Here is an 18,047-nt window from a genome sequence, read left to right as displayed (position 1 = left end):
GATGCTGAGCGATGATCATACGTCCGGAGACCGAAGCGGATCGCGCCGCCATTTCCGATATCACCAAGGCGGCCTTCGCTGGCCATCCCTATAGCAACCAGACTGAGCACCGGATCATCGACGCGCTCCGCGCCGCGAATGCACTGACGATCTCGCTCGTCGCGGAGGATAAGGGCGAGATCGTTGGCCATGTCGCCTTTTCGCCCGTGACGATCGCCGACGGCAGCATCGCCTGGTATGCGCTGGGCCCGCTCTCGGTACGGCCCGATCGCCAAAGGCAAGGGATCGGCACGGCTCTCGTCACGACCGGCCTCAAGATGCTGGAGGCGACAGGCGCCCATGGCTGCGTGCTTGCCGGCGACCATCGCTATTATGGGCGGTTCGGTTTCGTCACCGTCCCGCAACTGGTCACCGAGGGCGTACCGGACGAACACGTCCTCGCCCGCTCGTTCGACGAATATCGACCGGTTGGCTGCATCGCCTTTCACCCGGCCTTCTTCGTCTCCTGACGGTCTCTACACGAGCGGACGTACGCTCTCGCGGATCACGAGCTCACAGGGCAGCCGCACATGCGAGGTCGGCACGGCCTCACCTTTCGCTTCCATCCGGCGCAACAGGTCTCGGGCGGCGAGGCGCCCCATTTCCGTGCGCGGCTGGCGCATGGTCGTGAGCGCCGGATCGTAATGGACCGCATATTCGGTGTCATCGAAGCCGACGACGGACACATCCTCGGGAATACGGATCCCGTGGTTCTTCAACGCGCGCATGAAGCCCAGTGCGATTTCGTCGGCGGCGGCGAACACCGCGGTCGGCTTCTCCGCGAGGGCGAAATAGCGTGCCGCCGCCCGTTCGCCCGATATGAAATCGAAATTGGATGCACCGCGCCAGATGAGATCGGGATCGATCGGCAGTCCGGCGGCCGAGAGCGCTTCTTGATAACCCGCGAGACGCTCATCCGATTCGAGGCTGCCCTCGGCGCCCGGGATGCAGGCGATCCGCCGGTGCCCCTGCTCGATCAGGTAACGAACCATCGTCGCCGAAGCCGTCCGGTTGGCGACGTCGAAGACCGAGAACTGCGCCGTGCCGGGAAGCTCCGAGAACATCAGCGACATCGGCACCGTCGCCGGCACGGCCACGAACTCCTCATCGCGCGGGACATTGCCGGTCACGACGAGGACGCCATCCACCTGCCCCGCCCGAATGACCCGCGCATAATGGGTCTCCCGGCTCCGATTCTGCCGCGTATAGCCGATCAGCACGCCGTAGCCGCCCTCGGAGAACACCTCTTCCAGCGCGTTGAGGACCGGCGTGAAGAAGGAATTGCCGATCCCGGGCAGCAGCACCAGCACCATTTTGGTGGATTTGGCCCGAAGTGACCGCGCTGCAGCATTGGGCGTGTAGCCGGTCTCCCGGATCGCCGACATCACCGACTGGCGCGTTGCATCCGTGACCTGGTCGGGCAGCGCCAAAGCGCGGCTTACCGTGGCTGTGGAGACGCCAGCGCGACGCGCCACGTCCTGAATCGTCACGGCACGCCTCATCGATCCGCCGGCTCCTTGATGCGATTTCTCACCCATGGCTTCCCTTATCGGCCTCAATCTTCTTTTGCAGTGCAAAATAAATTCGCGTTGACAGCCGTTTTCAACAGAATACAGTAGATGTAATCGATTACAAGTTTTGGGCACCGAGGTCCTGGAGAGGTTGGCTTTGGTGTTTGGTCGAGTGGGTTCGCCTTTTTAGGCTGCCTAAACATGGGAGGAGTAAGCATGAAGCATATCTCGAGGAAGCTTCTCGGGGCGGCGGCTGTATTGTCGTTGCTGGCCGGGCCCGTGGCCGCGGCCGAGAAGGCCGAGGTTCTGCATTGGTGGACGTCGGGCGGTGAGTCCGCTGCCGTCGCCGTCTTCGCCGACCAGTTCAACGCCGCAGGCGGCGAGTGGGTCGACGCCGCGATTGCCGGTGGCGAAGCCGCGCGTGCCGCCGGCATCAACCGCATCGTCGGCGGCAACCCGCCAACCGCCATGCAGTTCAACACCGGCAAGCAGTTCGAGGATCTCGTCGCGCAGGGCCTGCTGTCGAACCTCGACACGGTTGCCGCCGCCGATGGCTGGGACAAGTTCCTGTCGCCGGTTCTGATCAAGGCCGTGAGCCGCGATGGCCATTTCTATGCCGTTCCGGTCAACATCCACAGCAACAACTGGCTCTGGTACAATACCGCCCTGCTCGAGGCGAACGGCATCACGCCGCCGACCACCTGGGACGAGCTCTTCGCCGCCATGGACAAGCTGAAGGCCGCCGGTGTCATTCCGATGGCGCAGTCGGGTGACGCCTGGACGCAGGTCCTGCTCTTCAACGACGTCCTCCTCGGCGTCGGTGGCCGCGACCTGTTCCTGAAAGTGTTCCAGGACGGCGATGTCGACGCAATCAAGTCGGCCGACTTCCTGAAGGTCGCCCAGACGTTCGGCAAGCTTCGCGAATACGGCGATGCGGGCCAGCAGGGCCGCCAGTGGAACCAGGCGACGGGCCTCGTCGTGACCGGTAAGGCAGGCTTCAACTTCATGGGCGACTGGGCGAAGGGCGAAGTTCTCGCCGCCGGCCTGACCCCCGGCAAGGAAGTCGGCTGCACGCCCGGCCTCGGCCATCAGGTCTACTGGATCGGCGGCGACGTGTTCGTCTTCCCGAAGACCGACAATGCCGACGCCCAGAAGGCACAGGCGCTGCTCGCGCACACCATGCTGACGCCTGAGACCCAGGTTGCGTTCAACGCGAAGAAGGGTTCTGTTCCGGTTCGTGGCGATGTCGACACCTCCAAGCTCGATGCCTGCGCGCAGGCCGGCCTGAAGCTGCTCGCCACGCCGGACGCTTCGGTCCCCGGCTCCGACTTCCTGCAGACCCCCGACGTGCTCGGCTCGCTGCAGGATGTGATCGGGCAGTTCTGGACGACGCCGTCGCAGACTCCGGAAGAACTGCAGACCAAGATCGCGGACATCTTCGCCGCAGCGAAGTAATTCCAAAGTCCGGCCGGCTCCCAGCCGGCCGGATCTTCGCGACGATCCGGCACTCTCGATGAGTCCCGGCTTGGCCCGTCTTGCTGCGCGCACAACCGGAGTGCGGACATTTGAAACCTCGCTTCCTACGCTTCTGGATGGCGCAGCTCGCCCTCGCCCCGGCCTGGCTGATCGTCATCTTCGCCTATATCGGCACGATCATCTGGACGATTCAGATCTCCTTCACGAATTCGAAGGTCTTCCCTGTCTCGAACTATGTCGGCTTCACGCAATATAGCCGCCTGTTCGCCTCGGAACGCTGGATCATATCGGTCCAGAACCTCGCGATCTTCGGCGTGCTCTTCATCGCCGGCTGCCTGGTCCTCGGCTTCCTGCTCGCCGTCTTCCTCGACCAGAAGATCCGCGCCGAAAGCGTGTTCCGCACGATCTTTCTTTATCCCTATGCGCTCTCCTTCATCGTCACCGGCCTCGTCTGGCAGTGGACGCTCAATCCGACCCTTGGCGTGCAGCAGACCATGCGCAACTGGGGCTGGGAGAGCTTCACCTTCGACTGGCTGTCGCGCGGCGACAGGGCGATCTACGTGATCGCGCTCGCCGGCATGTGGCAGGCCTCGGGCCTCGTCATGGCGATCCTGCTCGCAGGCCTGCGCGGCGTCGACGGCGAACTCTGGAAAGCCGCCAAAGTCGATGGCATCCCGACCTGGCGCGTCTATGTTCACATCGTGATCCCGATCCTGGCGCCGATGTTCGCCACGGCGACCGTCCTGCTGGCGACGGCCGTGGTCAAGGTCTATGACCTCGTGGTCGCGCTCACCAATGGCGGCCCGGGCATATCGACCGAAGTGCCGGCGAAGTTCGTCATCGAATATCTCTTCCAGCGCCAGAATCTGGGCCTCGCGACGGCAGCCTCGACGGTCATGCTGATCACCGTCCTCTGCGTCTTGGCCCCCTGGCTCTACGTTCAGTACTTCCGCACGCCGAGGAGTGCGTCATGAGCAGTACCGCCATCACGGAACCGTCGGGTCCGCGCCCGAAGCACCTGACGGTCGGCCGCATCGGCCTCTACGCCTTCCTCGTCATCGCGGCGCTGTTTTTCCTCATCCCGCTCTACGTCATGATCGTGACGTCGCTGAAGCCGATGGACGAGATCAGGCTCGGCAATCTGTTTGCCCTGCCGATGGCGCCCTCGCTGGACGCCTGGTTCAAGGCGTGGTCGTCCGCCTGCACGGGCCTCAACTGCAACGGCATCCATGTCGGCATGCTGAATTCGATCAAGATCCTGGTCCCGAGCGTCATCCTGTCGATCTCGGTCGGCGCGGTGACGGGTTACGCCCTCTCCTTCTGGCGGCCCAAGGGCGCGAACATCCTGTTCGGCGTGCTGCTGCTCGGCGCGTTCATCCCCTATCAGGTGTTTCTCTATCCGCTGGTGCGGATGCTATCGATGGTGTCGCTGTACAACTCGATCCCGGGCGTCGTCTTCGTGCATGCGATCTTCGGCCTGCCGCTGATGACGCTGCTGTTCCGAAATTTCTACGCCGGCATCCCGATCGACCTGTTCAAAGCGGCGCGCGTCGATGGCGGCGGCTTCTGGGCGATCTTCCTGCAATTGATGCTGCCGCTCTCGACGCCGATCATCGTCGTCGCGGCGATCCTGCAGATCACCGGCATCTGGAACGACTTCCTGTTCGGCCTCATCTTCGCCGGCCGCGAGAATTTCCCGATGACGGTCCAGTTGAACAACGTCGTCAATTCGAGCTTTGGCGAGAAGGAATACAACGTCAACATGGCGGCCACGATCCTGACCGCCATCGTCCCGCTCGTCGTCTATTTCGTGTCCGGCCGCTGGTTCGTTCGCGGCATCGCCGCCGGCGCCGTGAAGGGGTAATCCATGGCCAACGTCTCCATTCGCGATCTCGAGATCGATTTCGGCAATCTCCGGGTCCTGAAGACGCTCAATCTCGATATCGCAGAAGGCGAGTTCATCGTCCTGCTCGGACCGTCGGGCTGCGGCAAGTCTACGCTTCTCAACGCGGTCGCTGGCCTGCTCGACGTCTCGGCCGGGCAGATCTGGATCGGCGACAAGAACGTCACCTGGGAAGAGCCCAAGGATCGCGGCATCGGCATGGTGTTCCAATCCTACGCGCTCTATCCGCGCATGACGGTCGCCGGCAACATGTCGTTCGGCCTCAAGATGGCCAAGACACCCAAGGAAGAGATCGAGAAGCGCGTCGCCAAGGCCGCCAAGATCCTGCAGATCGAACCGCTGCTCGGCCGCCGCCCGTCGGAGCTTTCCGGCGGCCAGCGCCAGCGTGTCGCAATCGGTCGTGCGCTTGTGCGCGATGTCGAGGTCTTCCTGTTCGACGAGCCGCTCTCCAATCTCGATGCCAAGCTCCGCACCGAACTTCGCGTCGAGATCAAGCGGCTGCACCATGAACTCGGCTCGACGATGATCTATGTCACGCACGACCAGATCGAGGCGCTGACGCTCGCCGATCGCATCGCCGTCATGAATGGCGGCGTGATCCAGCAACTGGCATCGCCGAAGGAAATCTATCGCCGACCGGTCAACCGTTTCGTCGCCGGCTTCGTCGGCTCGCCCTCGATGAATTTCGTCGACGGCAAGATCGCGATCGTCGATGGCCAGCCGCGCTTTGCGCTGCCCAATGGCAAGACCGTCGATCTCACCGGCTATGCCTTCGAGGCGCCGCCGCAGGACGGTCGCGCGGCCGTTCTGGGCATCCGGCCCGAGCAGGTCGAAGTCGTCGACAATGCCGAGGGCTTCTCGGCCATCCCCGTCGATCTGACACTGGTGGAGCCCATGGGCGCCGACAGCCTGGTCTGGGGCCGCGCCGGCAACTCGCAATTCTCGATCCGCATAGACGGCGACGATCACATTGACACGCCCGCCTCGATCGATGCCTTTTTCTCGCCGAACCACGCGTCGATTTTCGACGCGGCAACCGGCGCCCGCCTCTGAAATCCTCTGCCGCTCCCCTACCCAAGAGAAGTCCAATGTCCAAGCACAAGATCTCGTTCCAGCTCTATTCCGCGCGCAATTTTCCCCCGCTTGAATCGATTCTCGAGGGTCTTGCGAAGATCGGCTATGACGCGGTCGAGCCCTATTATCCGCTTTATGGCGAAGACCCTGCCGGCTACCGCGCCAAGGTGGATGCGGTCGGCCTCGTAACGCCGACCTTCCATGCGCCGCCCTCGGGCGTGATCGGCGAGACGGACCGCTTCATCGACATCGCCAAGACGATCGGCGCCACGACGATCATTCCGCCACATATTGGCGGCGACGAGCGACCGACCGACGTTGCCGGCTGGAAGGCTTTTGCCGAGAAGCTCGCCCGCGCCGCCGAGAAGGCTAAGGCTGCTGGCCTCGGCCTCGCCTGGCACAATCATGATTTCGAATATGTGACGCTCGAGGACGGCTCGCGGCCGATCGACCATCTGATCGGCAATGGTGTGATGGCCGAACTCGACCTCGGCTGGGTCGTCCGCGCCGGCAAGGATCCGATCGCGGAGATCGACCGGCTCGCCGACCAGACGATTGCCTTCCACATCAAGGATCTCGCTCCGGCCGGCACCACGGTCGATGATGGCTGGACCAATGTTGGTGACGGCATCGTCGACTGGAAGGCGCTTTGGCCGCACATCAATGCAGCGCCTAAGGCCACCGTTCTCGTCGCTGAGCATGACAATCCCTCCGATTGGAAAGTCTTTGCCGAGCGTTCCTACGCGGCCATCAAGGCCCTGGTCTCCTGAAAGGCAGTCGACTGATGTCCTCCCCCCACAAGATCGGCCTGATCGGCGCCGGCAATATCTCGGAAGCCTATCTCAAGCTGGCGCCGCTCTTCCCGAACACCAAGATCGTCGCGGTCGCGGATATCGCGCCGGCGGCAGCCAAGGCGCGCGCCGACCAGTTCGGCGTCGCTGCGCTGACGGTCGACGAACTGCTCAAGGATCCCGAGATCGATACGGTTATCAACCTGACCATTCCCTCGGCGCATTACGAGATCAGCCACGCCATTCTCTCGGCCGGCAAGCATGCCTATTCCGAGAAGCCGTTCGCGCTCTCCGTCGATGACGGCAAGAAGCTGGTCGCGGAAGCCGATGCGCGTGGCGTCAAGCTCGGCAGCGCGCCCGACACCTTCCTGGGCGGTGGCGGCCAGACGGCACGCAAGCTGATCGACGAGGGCAAGATCGGCCGCGTGATCTCCGGCACCATGCACGTCATGAGCCACGGCATGGAAGCCTGGCATCCGAATCCCGGCTTCTTCTTCCAGCCCGGCGGCGGCCCGATCCTCGACCTCGGCCCCTATTACATCGCTTCCCTGGTCAATCTGATCGGCCCCGTGAGCCATGTCACCGCCTTCGCGTCGAAGGGCTTCGAGGAGCGGCTGGTGACGGCCGAGGGTCCCCTCAAGGGCAAGACCGTCCCGGTCGGAACGCCTACGACGATCAATGCGGTGCTCGAGTTCAGGACGGGCGCGCAGGTCACGCTCGCCGCGAGCTGGGACGTGTGGAAGCACGGCCACGTCAACCCGATCGAGCTCTATGGCACGGAAGGGTCGATGCTGGTGCCGGATCCGAACTTCTTCGGCGGCACGGTCCAGTATTCCGAACGCAATGGCGACTATATCCCGGTCGATACCTCGGGCGCGCCGTTCGGCAAGGGCAATTGGAACGGCGGCCATGCGAATTATCGCATGCTCGGTGTCGCCGACATGCTCGACGCGGCGGAAAGCGGTCGTGAGCCGCGTTGCTCGGGCCGCGTGGCACTGCATGCGCTCGATGTGATGGTCTCGATCCTGGAGGCGGCCGTGAGCCGCCAGGTGATCACGCTCTCGACCACCACCGAGCGCCCTGCCCCGCTGACCGAGGAGGATGCGGTTCGTCTCACGACGGCACGCTGAGCCGCTCTACAGGTTGGAACAAGAAGGCCGGGTGCATCGAGCGCCCGGCCTTTTGCTTGAATTGTCACCTGATCATCTTCCACCCGGCCCGCCGCCATCGAGGACAAAGACGAACGAGCCAACATCTCAAACGGTCATGGATGCGCCGGCTTGGGCCTGCCGATGCTCCAGCCACGCTTCCGTGCGGGCGCGACGGGTTCGTCGAGTGGCAGTTCCGGCTCCGCGACGTGGGTCTGCGACGAGCCTTCGGGCGGATAGACGAGGCGATTGCTGAGCGCCGCCTTCTCCGCCTTGTCGAAATCGGGGAAGGGCAGCCGGTTTTCCTCGCGCCAGATCCGGACCTTGGCCTCGGCCGCCTGGCGCTTCTCGTCGTCGATCGGCAGATCCTCGGCGCTGTATTCGATCCGTGCAGGAAATGCGAGTTGCACGCCTGCCTCGTCCAGAAGCGACATCATGCGCAGATAGAGATCCTCGCGGATCGCCAGGAACTCGGCATTATCCTTGGTCAGTATGTAGGCCAGGATTTCGATATCGAGCGAGAAGGCGCCAAAGGCGACGAAGCGGACACGCCGGGGATCCTCGGCGATGCGAGGATGCGAGATCAGCAGCTTGTTCAACTCTGCCAGAACATAGCGGAGCTGGTCGGCCGTGGTCTCATAGCGGACCTGCAACGTCGTGCTCAGGCGGATCCGGTCGCGCCGGGCGAAGTTCTCCAATTGCATTGAGGCAAAATCGGAGTTCGGAACCGAGATCACGGTGCGGTCCGGCGAGCGGATGCGGGTCGAGCGCATGCCGATATGCTCGATCGTCCCCTGCTTGTCACCAAACTTGCAGAAGTCGCCGACACTGACCGGCCGGTCCGCATAGAGCGTCAGGCCGGAGAGAAAATTCTGCAAGGTTGGCTGCGCAGCGAGCGCGACCGCGAGGCCGCCAATGCCGAGGCCCGCTATGACGCCCTGATAGGGAATCGCCAGCACCTCGGCGAGCAGCAGAAAGGCGATCACGATCAGCGCGACGCGGGCGAGGCCGGTCAGGAGCGAGATCAGGGTCTCGTGATAGCCGGGCGAAACGAAGTGACCGCGATAGATGTCGGCGACACCGCCGATCCAGAACCAGAAGATGGGCACGGCGCCGAGAACGACCGCCGTCCAGGCGAGCGCCTTGATCGGCGTCGCGATCACCGCCGGCAAGCCCAGCACGCGCATGGCGAAGATCAGGACAAAGCCGAAGACGATCGATCGGATCGACCAGGCCAGCAGCCGGCTCAGGGCCGAGCGCTCGACGTTCCGGCCGAACCCGCGCCAATGGGCGACGAAGAAAATCACGGCGCTGACGATGTGGCCGAGCACAATTGCAGTGACACCCGCGAGCGCCAGCGAAATCCACTGCCAGCGCTCGATCGGTCCGATGCGCTTCAGCAGGCCCGGACTGATCGAATGGGCGAAGGCGCGCGCCGTGAAATAGGGATCGTCCTTCACGAGGGGCAGAAGCTCGGGCGCGACCGGCATCTCTTCGACAGCGGCGTAGAGCGCGCGGATATTGTTCAGCGTCTCCTGCGTGAACTGCCATTTGACGCCGTCATCGGTCTCGACCGGGCCGACGACGATGTCACCGGCCGGATGCTCCATGAAGACGAAGGGCGTCGTGCTCTTCGGATCGTCGGGAATCTCCTGCCAATAGGTGTAGCCGACGCGATCGATCACCCTTGTCAGGTAGCGCACGAGGAGCGCTGCTTCGTCAGCGCGCACGGCGGCGCTGAAGTTGCGGAGGTCGAGCGTCGTCAATGTCTGGTCGACGCCATGATCCACCACACCGCCGAACAGCATCTTGAACGTGTCACGCGGCGTGCGGAGGTTGGCGGGCGCGACCACGGCGTCGACCGGCTGGCCCCGGGCCGCAGCGAGTTCGAGGCGCTTCGCCTGCAGCGTCGCGAGCGGCGGCCCGACAATGTACCAGCGCCCGTCGCGCCGGCGGAACGTGACATCGAAGGTTACATTGGTGTCGAACTGTTCCAGCGTCGCCGTTACCTCGTCTGGCACGATGGCGTCGTGCGGCAAGTCGCGGAGATGAAAGGTGAGCTTGTCGATGACCGAGAAATATTGCTGCGTATAGTCGACGGCACTCCAGCCAACGAGATTGGCGTCCGAGAGGTCGATCACGCTGGCTGCCTTGCTGGTCAGGGCCATGGCGCCGCCATCCGCACGCTCGATCTGGTCCGCACCGCTCTCGTTCATCGCCTTGATGTACGAGGCCAAGGTCGACATCGGATCGGACTGATTGATGACCACGCTACGATAGGCGGTCGCATCGGTCCGCACGCCGGTCCACCACTCGCCAGTCATGCCGGAATAGCGGCCCATGAAGCTGACGCCATCGGGCGACATGCCGAAGATGAAATCACCCGATTGGCCATCCTCGATCCAGCGGCCGACCAATTGCGACCCGCTCGCCTTCGCCTCGACCCGCCCGTTATAGGCCTCATATCGCCCGGTGACCTGGTCGCCCACCTGCTTCAGAACGAGCTCGGCGCTGCCGCCGCGCCATTTGGTGCCCCAGGTGCCGGTCCAGTCGACTGTGGCCTGGCCGAAGGCAGAAGAGACCGAAAGAAGGATAGCTGCCAGCAGCAGGATGAGGAGCGTCAATGCAGGACGGATCGAGCAAAGCCCCGCTCGCACGTGCCCGATCGCGCCGTCTCGTCCAGACATCAAATCACCCCAGCCCCATTCATTCGGATTGGCGATGATCATCGGGGAGAAGGCTTTAAGATTGCCTTGAATTTCCTCGCAATTCAGGAGCTTCCGGCCCGGGTACCAAGTGGAAACCGAGCTTGCTGCGTCGGTCGGCACCGAAAAGGCCGTTCACGGGCTCGGGCTCGGGCTCGGCCTGGCGAGCGGCGCGCGCTGCTCGACGGGGAGCGCCAGCAGGGCGTCAAAGGTTCGCGACTGCACCTGCTCCTGCATGGCGCCGACCTCGAGCCTGATCTCCCGCAGGTGATTGTCGATTGCCGCCCGATCGGGCGTCGGTGCCGCGACGAGTTGGTCGAGTTCGGCGCGCAATGCCTTCACGCGTTCGATACGGGCCAATATGTCCGGCTTGATCGGATCAAGAGCGGTCTCGATCGACTTGACGGCATCCGGCGAGAGCCTGTCCTTGAGCCAACGCAGTTCCGTGCGGACAATCCTGGGCCCGCGATCGGCTCCGCTATTTCGCTCGCGAAAGATATCGGTCGCCTTCACGCCGATCAGAAACGCATTCAGCCCAAGCGAGACGATCAGGATGATCCAGATCCAGGTCCGCTGCGACTTGCGATCGAAAAGTGCCGGCATCAAAAATCCGCCGGGCCGAACATGAGGGGATCGAGCTGGACGATCTGGACCGATGGCGCATTCGTACCCGGCGCCGATGCAAACTCGACGGCGCTGCCGAGCATGGCCGCGACCACCATGACCGCCGCAACCGCTGCAATGCGCCTGTACCAATGGACCGGCTTCGGCTGGGCGAGACGCAGCACGCCAGCCTCGATCCGGCCGAGCGAACCGCGATCGGCAATGCGCTGGTCGAGTGCGGCCGCAGTAGCCTTCAGCCTCTGCGCATCAGCGACCGCGAGGTCGCGATGGGCACGGAACGAACGGTTCGCCAGCAGTGCCTCGCGGGCCCGGCGGACGAGCGCGATATCCGGCCAGTTCGAGAGATCCGGCCCCCAACAATCGATCGCTTCTTCGAGGCTGATCGGGCGCGCATGCAGCGGGTTGTCACCACCTGTCTCTATCTTGCTCATAACCCTGTTCCTTCCTCCCCGTCTTCCTCCCCTTGTCCCGCGAGCAACTGGCGCAGTCGTCGGCGCGCGCGGGCGAGAAGTGATTCATAGGCGTGCTCGCCGATTGCCATGACCGCCGCAGCCTCCGCTTGCGGCAATTCCTGGAAATGGGCCAGCACGATCGCCGCCCGCTGCCGGTCCGGCAGTCGGTCGAGCGCCTCGTGCACCAGACGTACATCCTCGATGCGGACGAGGCGTCGCTCGGGCGAGAGGCTGTCATCCTCGAGCAGGTCGTCGAAATCATCGATATCGACATGAGGACGGCGGCGGCGGAGCCGATCGATCGACAGGCGATAGGCGATGCGATGCAGATAGGTGCCGACGCGGGCATTCGGCTCCCAGCGTTCGGCATTCTTCCAGAGCCGCAACAACGTCTCCTGCACGATCTCCTCGGCCTCGGAAATGTCGGAGAGGATAGCCGCAACGAAACGCGTCAGACGTGGCGCCTCGGCCCTGATCAGGCGGGCAAAGGCGTCTTCCTCGCCATCGGCGATCGCCCGCATCAGCGCCTGGTCGGCCCTGATCGCTGCTTCGCTGCCGCTATCGTCCATACGCGCCAAGGAAGCCGCCCGACCTTTCTCGCCCGAGGATTCGACGATTGTGCCCACTGCGCCGCCGACGACGAGACGATAGCGCATAGACGCCCTCGGTTCACCTTCCCGCGATGACCACAGCGACATGACGCCTTACTCCGCCGCTATGGCGAGCGGCTTTTCCACGGCCTCCCGCTCGACTTCCCGCCGCTTGGCCTCGGCCCGACCGACCTCGGCCAGTTCGCGCATCAGGCGATGCTCTTCCGCCGCGCGCGGCTTGGAGAAACGCGCCAGCAGCAGGAAGGCAACAGGGGTCAGGAACAGGGTCGCGAGCGCGGAGAAGCCGAGCCCGCCGACCATGATCCAGCCGAGTGCCGCACGCGCCTCCGAACCGGCGCCACCGGTCAGGATCAGAGGCAGGCCCCCCAGAACCGTCGCGATCATCGTCATCAGAACCGGGCGCAGGCGGATCAGGCAGGCGTCACGGATGGCATCACGTACCGAGAGCCCCTCGTCGCGCAACTGATTGGCGAATTCGACGATGAGGATGCCGTTCTTCGCCATCAGTCCGACCAGCATGACGAGGCCGATCTGCGTGTAGATGTTGAGCGAGCCGCCGGAGAGCAGGATCGCATAGATGCCCGAGGCGACGCCGAAAGGCACGGTCGCAAACAGGATCGCGGCCGAGACGAAGCTCTCGAACTGCGCCGCCAACACCAGAAGGATGATGATCACAGCGAAGCCGAAGGTCTGCAGCACGCCGCTCGATGTCTCCTGCAAGGTCGCGGCCTCGCCGGTGAAAATCACCGACATGCCGGCAGGCAGCTTCTCGGCCGCCACCTTGTCCAGGATCTGCATCGCCGAGCCGAGATCCGTGCCCGGCGACAGCGTCGCCGTGACGGGCACCGCGCGGCGCTGCGACTGGCGGGCCAGCGTCGGCGAGGTCGCGCCCTCGCTCACCCGGATCACCGAGGAAAGCGGCACCATGCTGCCGCTTGCCGTCCGGACCTGGACATTCATCAGATCGTTGGGCGTGACGATCATGCCGTCCGGCGCCAGGGCGCGGATGTCGATCTTGTCATTGCCGATATAGAAATTGCCCATATCGGCGCCGGCGAGCAGCGTGGAGACGATCGTGCCGATATCCGCGACCGAAACACCGAGATCGGCCGCGCGGTCACGATCGATGTCGACGGAAAGCTGCGGCTGGTTCAGATCATAGTTGAGCTGGACATTGGAGAAGGCCGGATCGGCCGAAAGCGCCCCGATCAGGTCGACCGCGGCCTTCGAGATGCTGTCATATTCCGTGCCGGTAACGGCGAAAGTCAGACCCTGGCCGCCGCCACGAATGCCCAGGCTGTTGCCCTGGCGAAGATTGACCACGGCGCCCGGGATGTTGCGCATCTTGGCCGTGAGTTCGGCGCTGATCTGCTGCTGGCTGCGTTGGCGCTCGCCCCAGGGCGCGAGCGTCACGAACATGAAGCCGTTGCTGGGGCTGCCGAAATTGCCGGCGACGGAGAAGATGTTGGTCGCCTCGCCGGATTTCAGAAGCGGCTGCACGGCCTGCGTGACGAGCGCCATCTGGCCCTGCGTATAGTCGACCGTGGCCCCCTGCGGCGCATTCATTGCGATCATGATCGCGCCGCGATCCTCCTGCGGCGTCAATTGCTGCGGCAGGTTCTCGAAGGCGACGAGGGCACCACCGGCAAAGAGCACGCTGAGCAGGATGACGACGAGCGGCGCGGCGAGCGACGCGTCCAGCAGTTTCTCATAGAGCGCATGGCCGCGCTTGCCGACGGCGTTGAGCGCCCGGGCGAGAATGTTGCCGCCTGCGCCATCATGGGCATGGCCGCCATTGTCGAGCATGCGCGAGGCCATCATCGGCACGAGAGTGAGCGCGACGAAGGCCGAGAGCGCGACCGAGAAGGCGAGCACGAAGCCGAATTCCGAGAAGAGCCGCCCTGCCGTACCCTTGAAGAAGGAAATCGGGATGAAGACCGCCGCCAGCGTCGCCGTCGTCGAAATGACGGCAAAGAAGACCTGCTTGGCGCCGAGAACAGCGGCCGCGCGCGCGCCCATGCCCTCGGCACGCCGTCGCGCGACATTCTCCAGGACAACGATGGCGTCGTCGACGACCAAGCCCGTCGCGAGCACCAAAGCGAGCAAGGTCAATATGTTGAGCGAAAAGCCCATCATGTACATCGCCGCGACGGTGCCGAGCAGCGAGACTGGCACGGTGACGGCCGGGATCAGCGTCGTCTTCAGCGACCCCAGGAAGAGATAGATGATCGCGATGACGATGAGGATGGCGAGCACGAGGCTCCGCTCGACCTCCTCGAATGACCCGGCGATGAAATCGGCATCGTCCGAGGTGACGCGGATCGAAACATCCTTCGGCAAGGCCGCCTGCAGCTCCGTGATCGCCTGGCGGACGCCCTTCGAGATAGACAGCGTGTTGGAACTCGCCTGGCGCACGATGCCGAGACCGATGCCCGTGCGGCCATTGACCTGAAGGCTCGAGGATTTGGTGGCCGGGCCGAACACCACGTCGGCCACGTCGCCTACCCGCGTGTCACCCTTGATGCGGATCGCCTTGACGTCGTCGGCGCTCTTCACGCTCGCATCAGCACGGACGAACATGTTGCGGTTCGTATCGGCGAGATTGCCGGCGGGCACGTCGAGCGCGACGGTTGCGAGCGCCGTCTTCAGATCGGCGACCGTCAGGCCATAGGCCGCGAGCCGCATCGGATCGATGAAGATCGAGATCATCGGCGACCGGTCGCCATTGACCTGCACGTCCGCGACGCCGGGAACCGACTTCAGCCGGTCGACGACGACGTCGTTCACGATCTGAGTCAGGTCCTCGATCTTGGCCGTGTCCGACGTGACGGCGAGGCGCATGATGGCGTCGCCATTGGTGTCGGCCTTGGCAATAGTCGGCGGATCGGCGTCGTCGGGCAGATTGCGCTGCGCATTGCCGACGGCATCGCGCAGGTCGCTCGCCGCCACATTGATGTCGGTCGCATCGGAGAACTGGACCGTGACGCGGCTGCGGCCGGATGTCGATTGCGACTGGATATCCGTCCAGCCCGAGACGCCGGCGGCGGCGTTCTCGATGACGCTGGTGACTTCCTTGTCCATCGTGTCCGGCGTCGCACCGGTATAGGTGGTCGTGATCGTGACGACAGGCTGGTCGATATTCGGCAGTTCGCGGATTTCGACGCCATTGAAAGCGGCGAGACCTGCGACCACGATCAGCAGATTGGCGACGATGGCGAGGACGGGACGGCGGACGGAAAGCGCCGAGATGCCGCTCGGCGTCGCGGCGGCCGGCGAGATGGGGTCATGCGCCATGTCGTGCGCGGCGCCGCTCGGCTCCGGCTCGGTCGGGGTCACGGCTTTCATGTTCAGCCCTCCGCCTTGGCGACGGGCTGCTCGCTGCGACCGACCTCGGCCACCTTGGCACCTTCGCGGAGACGCTGGAGCCCTTCGACGACGATCTTGTCGCCCTCGGCGAGATCGCCAGAGACCATCACGCGGCCGCTCTGCCGTTCCAGGACCGATATGGACACGCGCTTCGCCGCATCGCCGTCGACTTTCCAGACATAGGAGCCGTTCCGGTCCCACTGGATCGCAAGAGCCGAGACGGTCAGGCGCTTGGCGCCTTCGAAGCTGAGCGCGGTCTTGACCGACATGCCCGGCTTCACGCCGACGGCGAGGGCCGCCGCGGCGTCGAGCGTCGCCTCGACCTTCAATGAGCGCGTGGCGGCGTCGACGCGCGAATCGACGGCCGTCAACTTGCCGGGGATCGGATTGTCCGGCGCGCTATCGGCAATCGCGGTCACCGATTGGCCGAGCGTCAGCCGGTCGGAAAAGCGCTCGGGAACCAGAAAGGTCACCTTCATGGTGGTCAGGTCGTCCAGAGTGGTTACGACCGTGCTCGTCGTCACCAGATCACCGACCGACAGTGTGCTGATGCCGACCACGCCGGCGAAGGGCGCCGTGATCGTGCGCCGGTCGAGCGCGATCTGCGCGCTCAATTGCGCAATCTGCGCCTTGCGCACCGCCGATTGCGCATCCTGCAGCACCGATTGGGTGAGATTATTGGTGGCGGCCAGCTTCTGGGACCGATCGAGCGTCTTCTGTGCGTCGCTGAGCCCGACATTGGCGAGATCAAGCGCGACCTTCTGGTCGGCATCGTCGAGCCGCACGAGAACCTGTCCCGCCTTGACCTCGTCGCCACCCTTGAACAGGACCTCGGTGACGAGGGCGCTGACCTGCGGGTAGATGTTGATGGCGTTGGACACGAATACCGTACCGACGGCGCGCACATCCTGCGCTTCAATGTCACTGCCGACCCGATCCGTCACGACAGGCGTCGGGCCAAATCCCCCACCGCCCTGCCGCCTTGCGGGCGCTGCGCCGGCGCCGCCAGAAGCCTGTCCTGCGCCCGTCGCCGCCGTCTCAGTTCCCCCGCTGGAGGACCCGAAATAGTCGGCGCGATGCTGGAACGCGTACCATCCCCCCGCCGCCACGGCGAGCACGACGAGACAAAGCAGAGCTTGTTTCCAAAGCGACATGGGACTTCCGGTTGGTGACACCTGACCACACCCAAACGCAGGCCCACGCCCGTTCCGTCGCGCGGCAGCCAGAATTCATCGATGCCACACCGGCGTCACGCCGTTGCCGCCTCGCGTGTCTGCTGGAAGTTCCGGCGCATGTCGCGCGGCGTGCAGCCATATCGCGCCCGGAAGGCCTCGTAGAACCGGCTGAGCGAGCCGAAACCCGCCTCGAAGGCGATTGCCGCTATATCGCCGTCGCTTGCGAGCAGCCGTCCATGGGCGAGCATCAGGCGCTGGCGGGTGATGTATTCGTTGATCGTCATGCCGAGCGTCTTGCGAAAGAGCGTCATGGCATAGTTCGGATGCAGCGCAACCGATGCCGCGATATCGGCGACCGAGATCGCCTCCGTCGCGTGCTCGGCGATGTAGCGTGCCATGCGGTGGACCTTGTCGCGCTGCTGGTCGCCCGAGCGGGGATCGTCGGCAAGCGCGCGCTGCTCCTCCTCGTCCGAGGTGAGGTCGCGCCAGCCGTCGAACGCGATCCGGCGCAGGCGCACCGCGAGCTCGTCGCGGACGATGCTGGTCAGCGTGTCGCTCTTCGCCGCGATATCGCCGTGCCAGCTCCTGAACTGCTCCTCGTCATAGGAGCGCAGCTTCCCGGCGACGAGCATGCCGCCCTGCAGAAGGGCGGTCTTCAGATCCTCGCAGCCCGGCATGGCGAGGAACATCTCGACCGGCAGATCGACGCAGATGAAATAGGTCGGCTCGTCCACCGTGATCACGCGATGCGGTATCGCGGCCCAGAACAGTCCGAGATCGCCTTTCCTGAGCGTCACGGTGCGGCCATTGAACAGATAGGTCATGGAGCCCGAGACCAGGAGGTTGATCTCGACATGGCTGTGGACATGCGCCGACGACATGACGCGCACCTTCCAGACGTCGCCGACATTCAACGCCTCGCCAGGCGGCGTCGGGTGGTCCGGATCGACGAGGAAGGCCTGGCTCATGTTCGACGTCCCTGATCAGCGTCACATCTGATATTTCAGTTCATACGATAATTGATTATGATACCGGACAATGGTCGCGTTTAAAAGCAATGATAGCGGAATTGATACCGAAGGTTGCAGAAGTCGCGACAATTCAGGACTTTACTCCGGCCCTCGGATCGTCGACGGTATCATCGGAGGAAGCGATTTATTCGACATGGTCGG

The 18,047-nt window shown here is 64.1% G+C and carries 15 protein-coding genes; 7 read left to right on the top strand and 8 right to left on the bottom strand.

Annotation, left to right across the window (positions count from 1 at the left end; translation table 11 throughout):
- The first annotated feature begins 11 nt into the window (after nt 1-11).
- A complete protein-coding gene (locus QO014_RS22965) occupies nt 12-509 on the top strand; it encodes a GNAT family N-acetyltransferase (protein ID WP_266351090.1) in 498 nt (165 codons plus the stop codon).
- Nucleotides 510-515: 6 nt separating this feature from the next.
- Here the strand turns inward: QO014_RS22965 and QO014_RS22960 are convergent, their stop codons facing one another.
- The gene (locus QO014_RS22960) at nt 516-1,529 is read right to left on the bottom strand and encodes a LacI family DNA-binding transcriptional regulator (protein WP_266351089.1); all 1,014 of its coding nucleotides are present in this window, start codon (nt 1,527-1,529) and stop codon (nt 516-518) included.
- A gap of 237 nt (nt 1,530-1,766) precedes the next feature.
- Here QO014_RS22960 and QO014_RS22955 point away from each other — a divergent pair, with 237 nt between their 5' ends.
- The 6 genes from QO014_RS22955 to QO014_RS22930 all read left to right on the top strand — a co-directional run bounded on the left by QO014_RS22955 (nt 1,767) and on the right by QO014_RS22930 (nt 7,924).
- Entirely contained in the window at nt 1,767-3,005 is a 1,239-nt protein-coding gene (locus QO014_RS22955; RefSeq protein ID WP_266351087.1) for an ABC transporter substrate-binding protein, read from the top strand.
- Nucleotides 3,006-3,115: 110 nt separating this feature from the next.
- Nucleotides 3,116-4,000 carry a carbohydrate ABC transporter permease gene (locus QO014_RS22950; protein WP_370877199.1) on the top strand — a complete coding sequence of 295 codons (885 nt, stop codon included), beginning with the start codon at nt 3,116-3,118 and terminating at the stop codon, nt 3,998-4,000.
- Nucleotides 3,997-4,890 carry a carbohydrate ABC transporter permease gene (locus QO014_RS22945; protein ID WP_266351085.1) on the top strand — a complete coding sequence of 298 codons (894 nt, stop codon included), beginning with the start codon at nt 3,997-3,999 and terminating at the stop codon, nt 4,888-4,890. Before QO014_RS22950 ends, QO014_RS22945 begins: the two co-directional genes overlap by 4 nt.
- A gap of 3 nt (nt 4,891-4,893) precedes the next feature.
- Nucleotides 4,894-5,982: an ABC transporter ATP-binding protein gene (locus tag QO014_RS22940; protein ID WP_266351084.1), complete on the top strand. Its 1,089-nt coding sequence runs from the start codon at nt 4,894-4,896 to the stop codon at nt 5,980-5,982.
- Between the two features lie 35 nt (nt 5,983-6,017).
- Nucleotides 6,018-6,773 carry a sugar phosphate isomerase/epimerase family protein gene (locus QO014_RS22935; protein WP_266351083.1) on the top strand — a complete coding sequence of 252 codons (756 nt, stop codon included), beginning with the start codon at nt 6,018-6,020 and terminating at the stop codon, nt 6,771-6,773.
- Between the two features lie 14 nt (nt 6,774-6,787).
- Nucleotides 6,788-7,924 carry a Gfo/Idh/MocA family protein gene (locus QO014_RS22930; RefSeq protein ID WP_266351082.1) on the top strand — a complete coding sequence of 379 codons (1,137 nt, stop codon included), beginning with the start codon at nt 6,788-6,790 and terminating at the stop codon, nt 7,922-7,924.
- A gap of 134 nt (nt 7,925-8,058) precedes the next feature.
- On the opposite strand, the gene QO014_RS22925 is transcribed toward QO014_RS22930, so the two are convergent.
- From QO014_RS22925 to QO014_RS22895, 7 genes are all read right to left on the bottom strand, one after another.
- The gene (locus QO014_RS22925; RefSeq protein ID WP_266351081.1) at nt 8,059-10,566 is read right to left on the bottom strand and encodes a mechanosensitive ion channel family protein; all 2,508 of its coding nucleotides are present in this window, start codon (nt 10,564-10,566) and stop codon (nt 8,059-8,061) included.
- A gap of 216 nt (nt 10,567-10,782) precedes the next feature.
- Nucleotides 10,783-11,250 carry a periplasmic heavy metal sensor gene (locus QO014_RS22920; protein ID WP_266351080.1) on the bottom strand — a complete coding sequence of 156 codons (468 nt, stop codon included), beginning with the start codon at nt 11,248-11,250 and terminating at the stop codon, nt 10,783-10,785.
- Nucleotides 11,250-11,702 carry a hypothetical protein gene (locus QO014_RS22915; RefSeq protein WP_266351079.1) on the bottom strand — a complete coding sequence of 151 codons (453 nt, stop codon included), beginning with the start codon at nt 11,700-11,702 and terminating at the stop codon, nt 11,250-11,252. Before QO014_RS22915 ends, QO014_RS22920 begins: the two co-directional genes overlap by 1 nt.
- Nucleotides 11,699-12,379: an RNA polymerase sigma factor gene (locus tag QO014_RS22910; RefSeq protein WP_266351078.1), complete on the bottom strand. Its 681-nt coding sequence runs from the start codon at nt 12,377-12,379 to the stop codon at nt 11,699-11,701. Before QO014_RS22910 ends, QO014_RS22915 begins: the two co-directional genes overlap by 4 nt.
- A gap of 48 nt (nt 12,380-12,427) precedes the next feature.
- A complete protein-coding gene (locus tag QO014_RS22905) occupies nt 12,428-15,613 on the bottom strand; it encodes an efflux RND transporter permease subunit (RefSeq protein WP_370877203.1) in 3,186 nt (1,061 codons plus the stop codon).
- A 68-nt stretch (nt 15,614-15,681) separates the two neighbouring features.
- Nucleotides 15,682-16,854, bottom strand: coding sequence for an efflux RND transporter periplasmic adaptor subunit (locus QO014_RS22900; RefSeq protein ID WP_266351077.1), 1,173 nt, complete (start codon nt 16,852-16,854; stop codon nt 15,682-15,684).
- Between the two features lie 95 nt (nt 16,855-16,949).
- A complete protein-coding gene (locus QO014_RS22895) occupies nt 16,950-17,843 on the bottom strand; it encodes an AraC family transcriptional regulator (protein WP_266351076.1) in 894 nt (297 codons plus the stop codon).
- Between the last annotated feature and the right edge of the window lie 204 nt (nt 17,844-18,047).

The organism is Kaistia dalseonensis, assembly GCF_030814715.1.
GTDB classification, from domain to species: domain Bacteria; phylum Pseudomonadota; class Alphaproteobacteria; order Rhizobiales; family Kaistiaceae; genus Kaistia; species Kaistia dalseonensis.
Note: the sequence above shows the minus strand (reverse complement) of the source record. Positions and strands in the feature narration are given on the sequence as shown.

Coding starts and splice junctions, on each gene's coding strand:
- QO014_RS22965 (WP_266351090.1), top strand. CDS start 12: ATGATCATACGTCCGGAGACCGAAGCGGATCGCGCCGCCATTTCCGAT.
- QO014_RS22935 (WP_266351083.1), top strand. CDS start 6,018: ATGTCCAAGCACAAGATCTCGTTCCAGCTCTATTCCGCGCGCAATTTT.
- QO014_RS22955 (WP_266351087.1), top strand. CDS start 1,767: ATGAAGCATATCTCGAGGAAGCTTCTCGGGGCGGCGGCTGTATTGTCG.
- QO014_RS22945 (WP_266351085.1), top strand. CDS start 3,997: ATGAGCAGTACCGCCATCACGGAACCGTCGGGTCCGCGCCCGAAGCAC.
- QO014_RS22940 (WP_266351084.1), top strand. CDS start 4,894: ATGGCCAACGTCTCCATTCGCGATCTCGAGATCGATTTCGGCAATCTC.
- QO014_RS22915 (WP_266351079.1), bottom strand. CDS start 11,702: ATGAGCAAGATAGAGACAGGTGGTGACAACCCGCTGCATGCGCGCCCG.
- QO014_RS22900 (WP_266351077.1), bottom strand. CDS start 16,854: ATGTCGCTTTGGAAACAAGCTCTGCTTTGTCTCGTCGTGCTCGCCGTG.
- QO014_RS22895 (WP_266351076.1), bottom strand. CDS start 17,843: ATGAGCCAGGCCTTCCTCGTCGATCCGGACCACCCGACGCCGCCTGGC.
- QO014_RS22930 (WP_266351082.1), top strand. CDS start 6,788: ATGTCCTCCCCCCACAAGATCGGCCTGATCGGCGCCGGCAATATCTCG.
- QO014_RS22910 (WP_266351078.1), bottom strand. CDS start 12,379: ATGCGCTATCGTCTCGTCGTCGGCGGCGCAGTGGGCACAATCGTCGAA.
- QO014_RS22920 (WP_266351080.1), bottom strand. CDS start 11,250: ATGCCGGCACTTTTCGATCGCAAGTCGCAGCGGACCTGGATCTGGATC.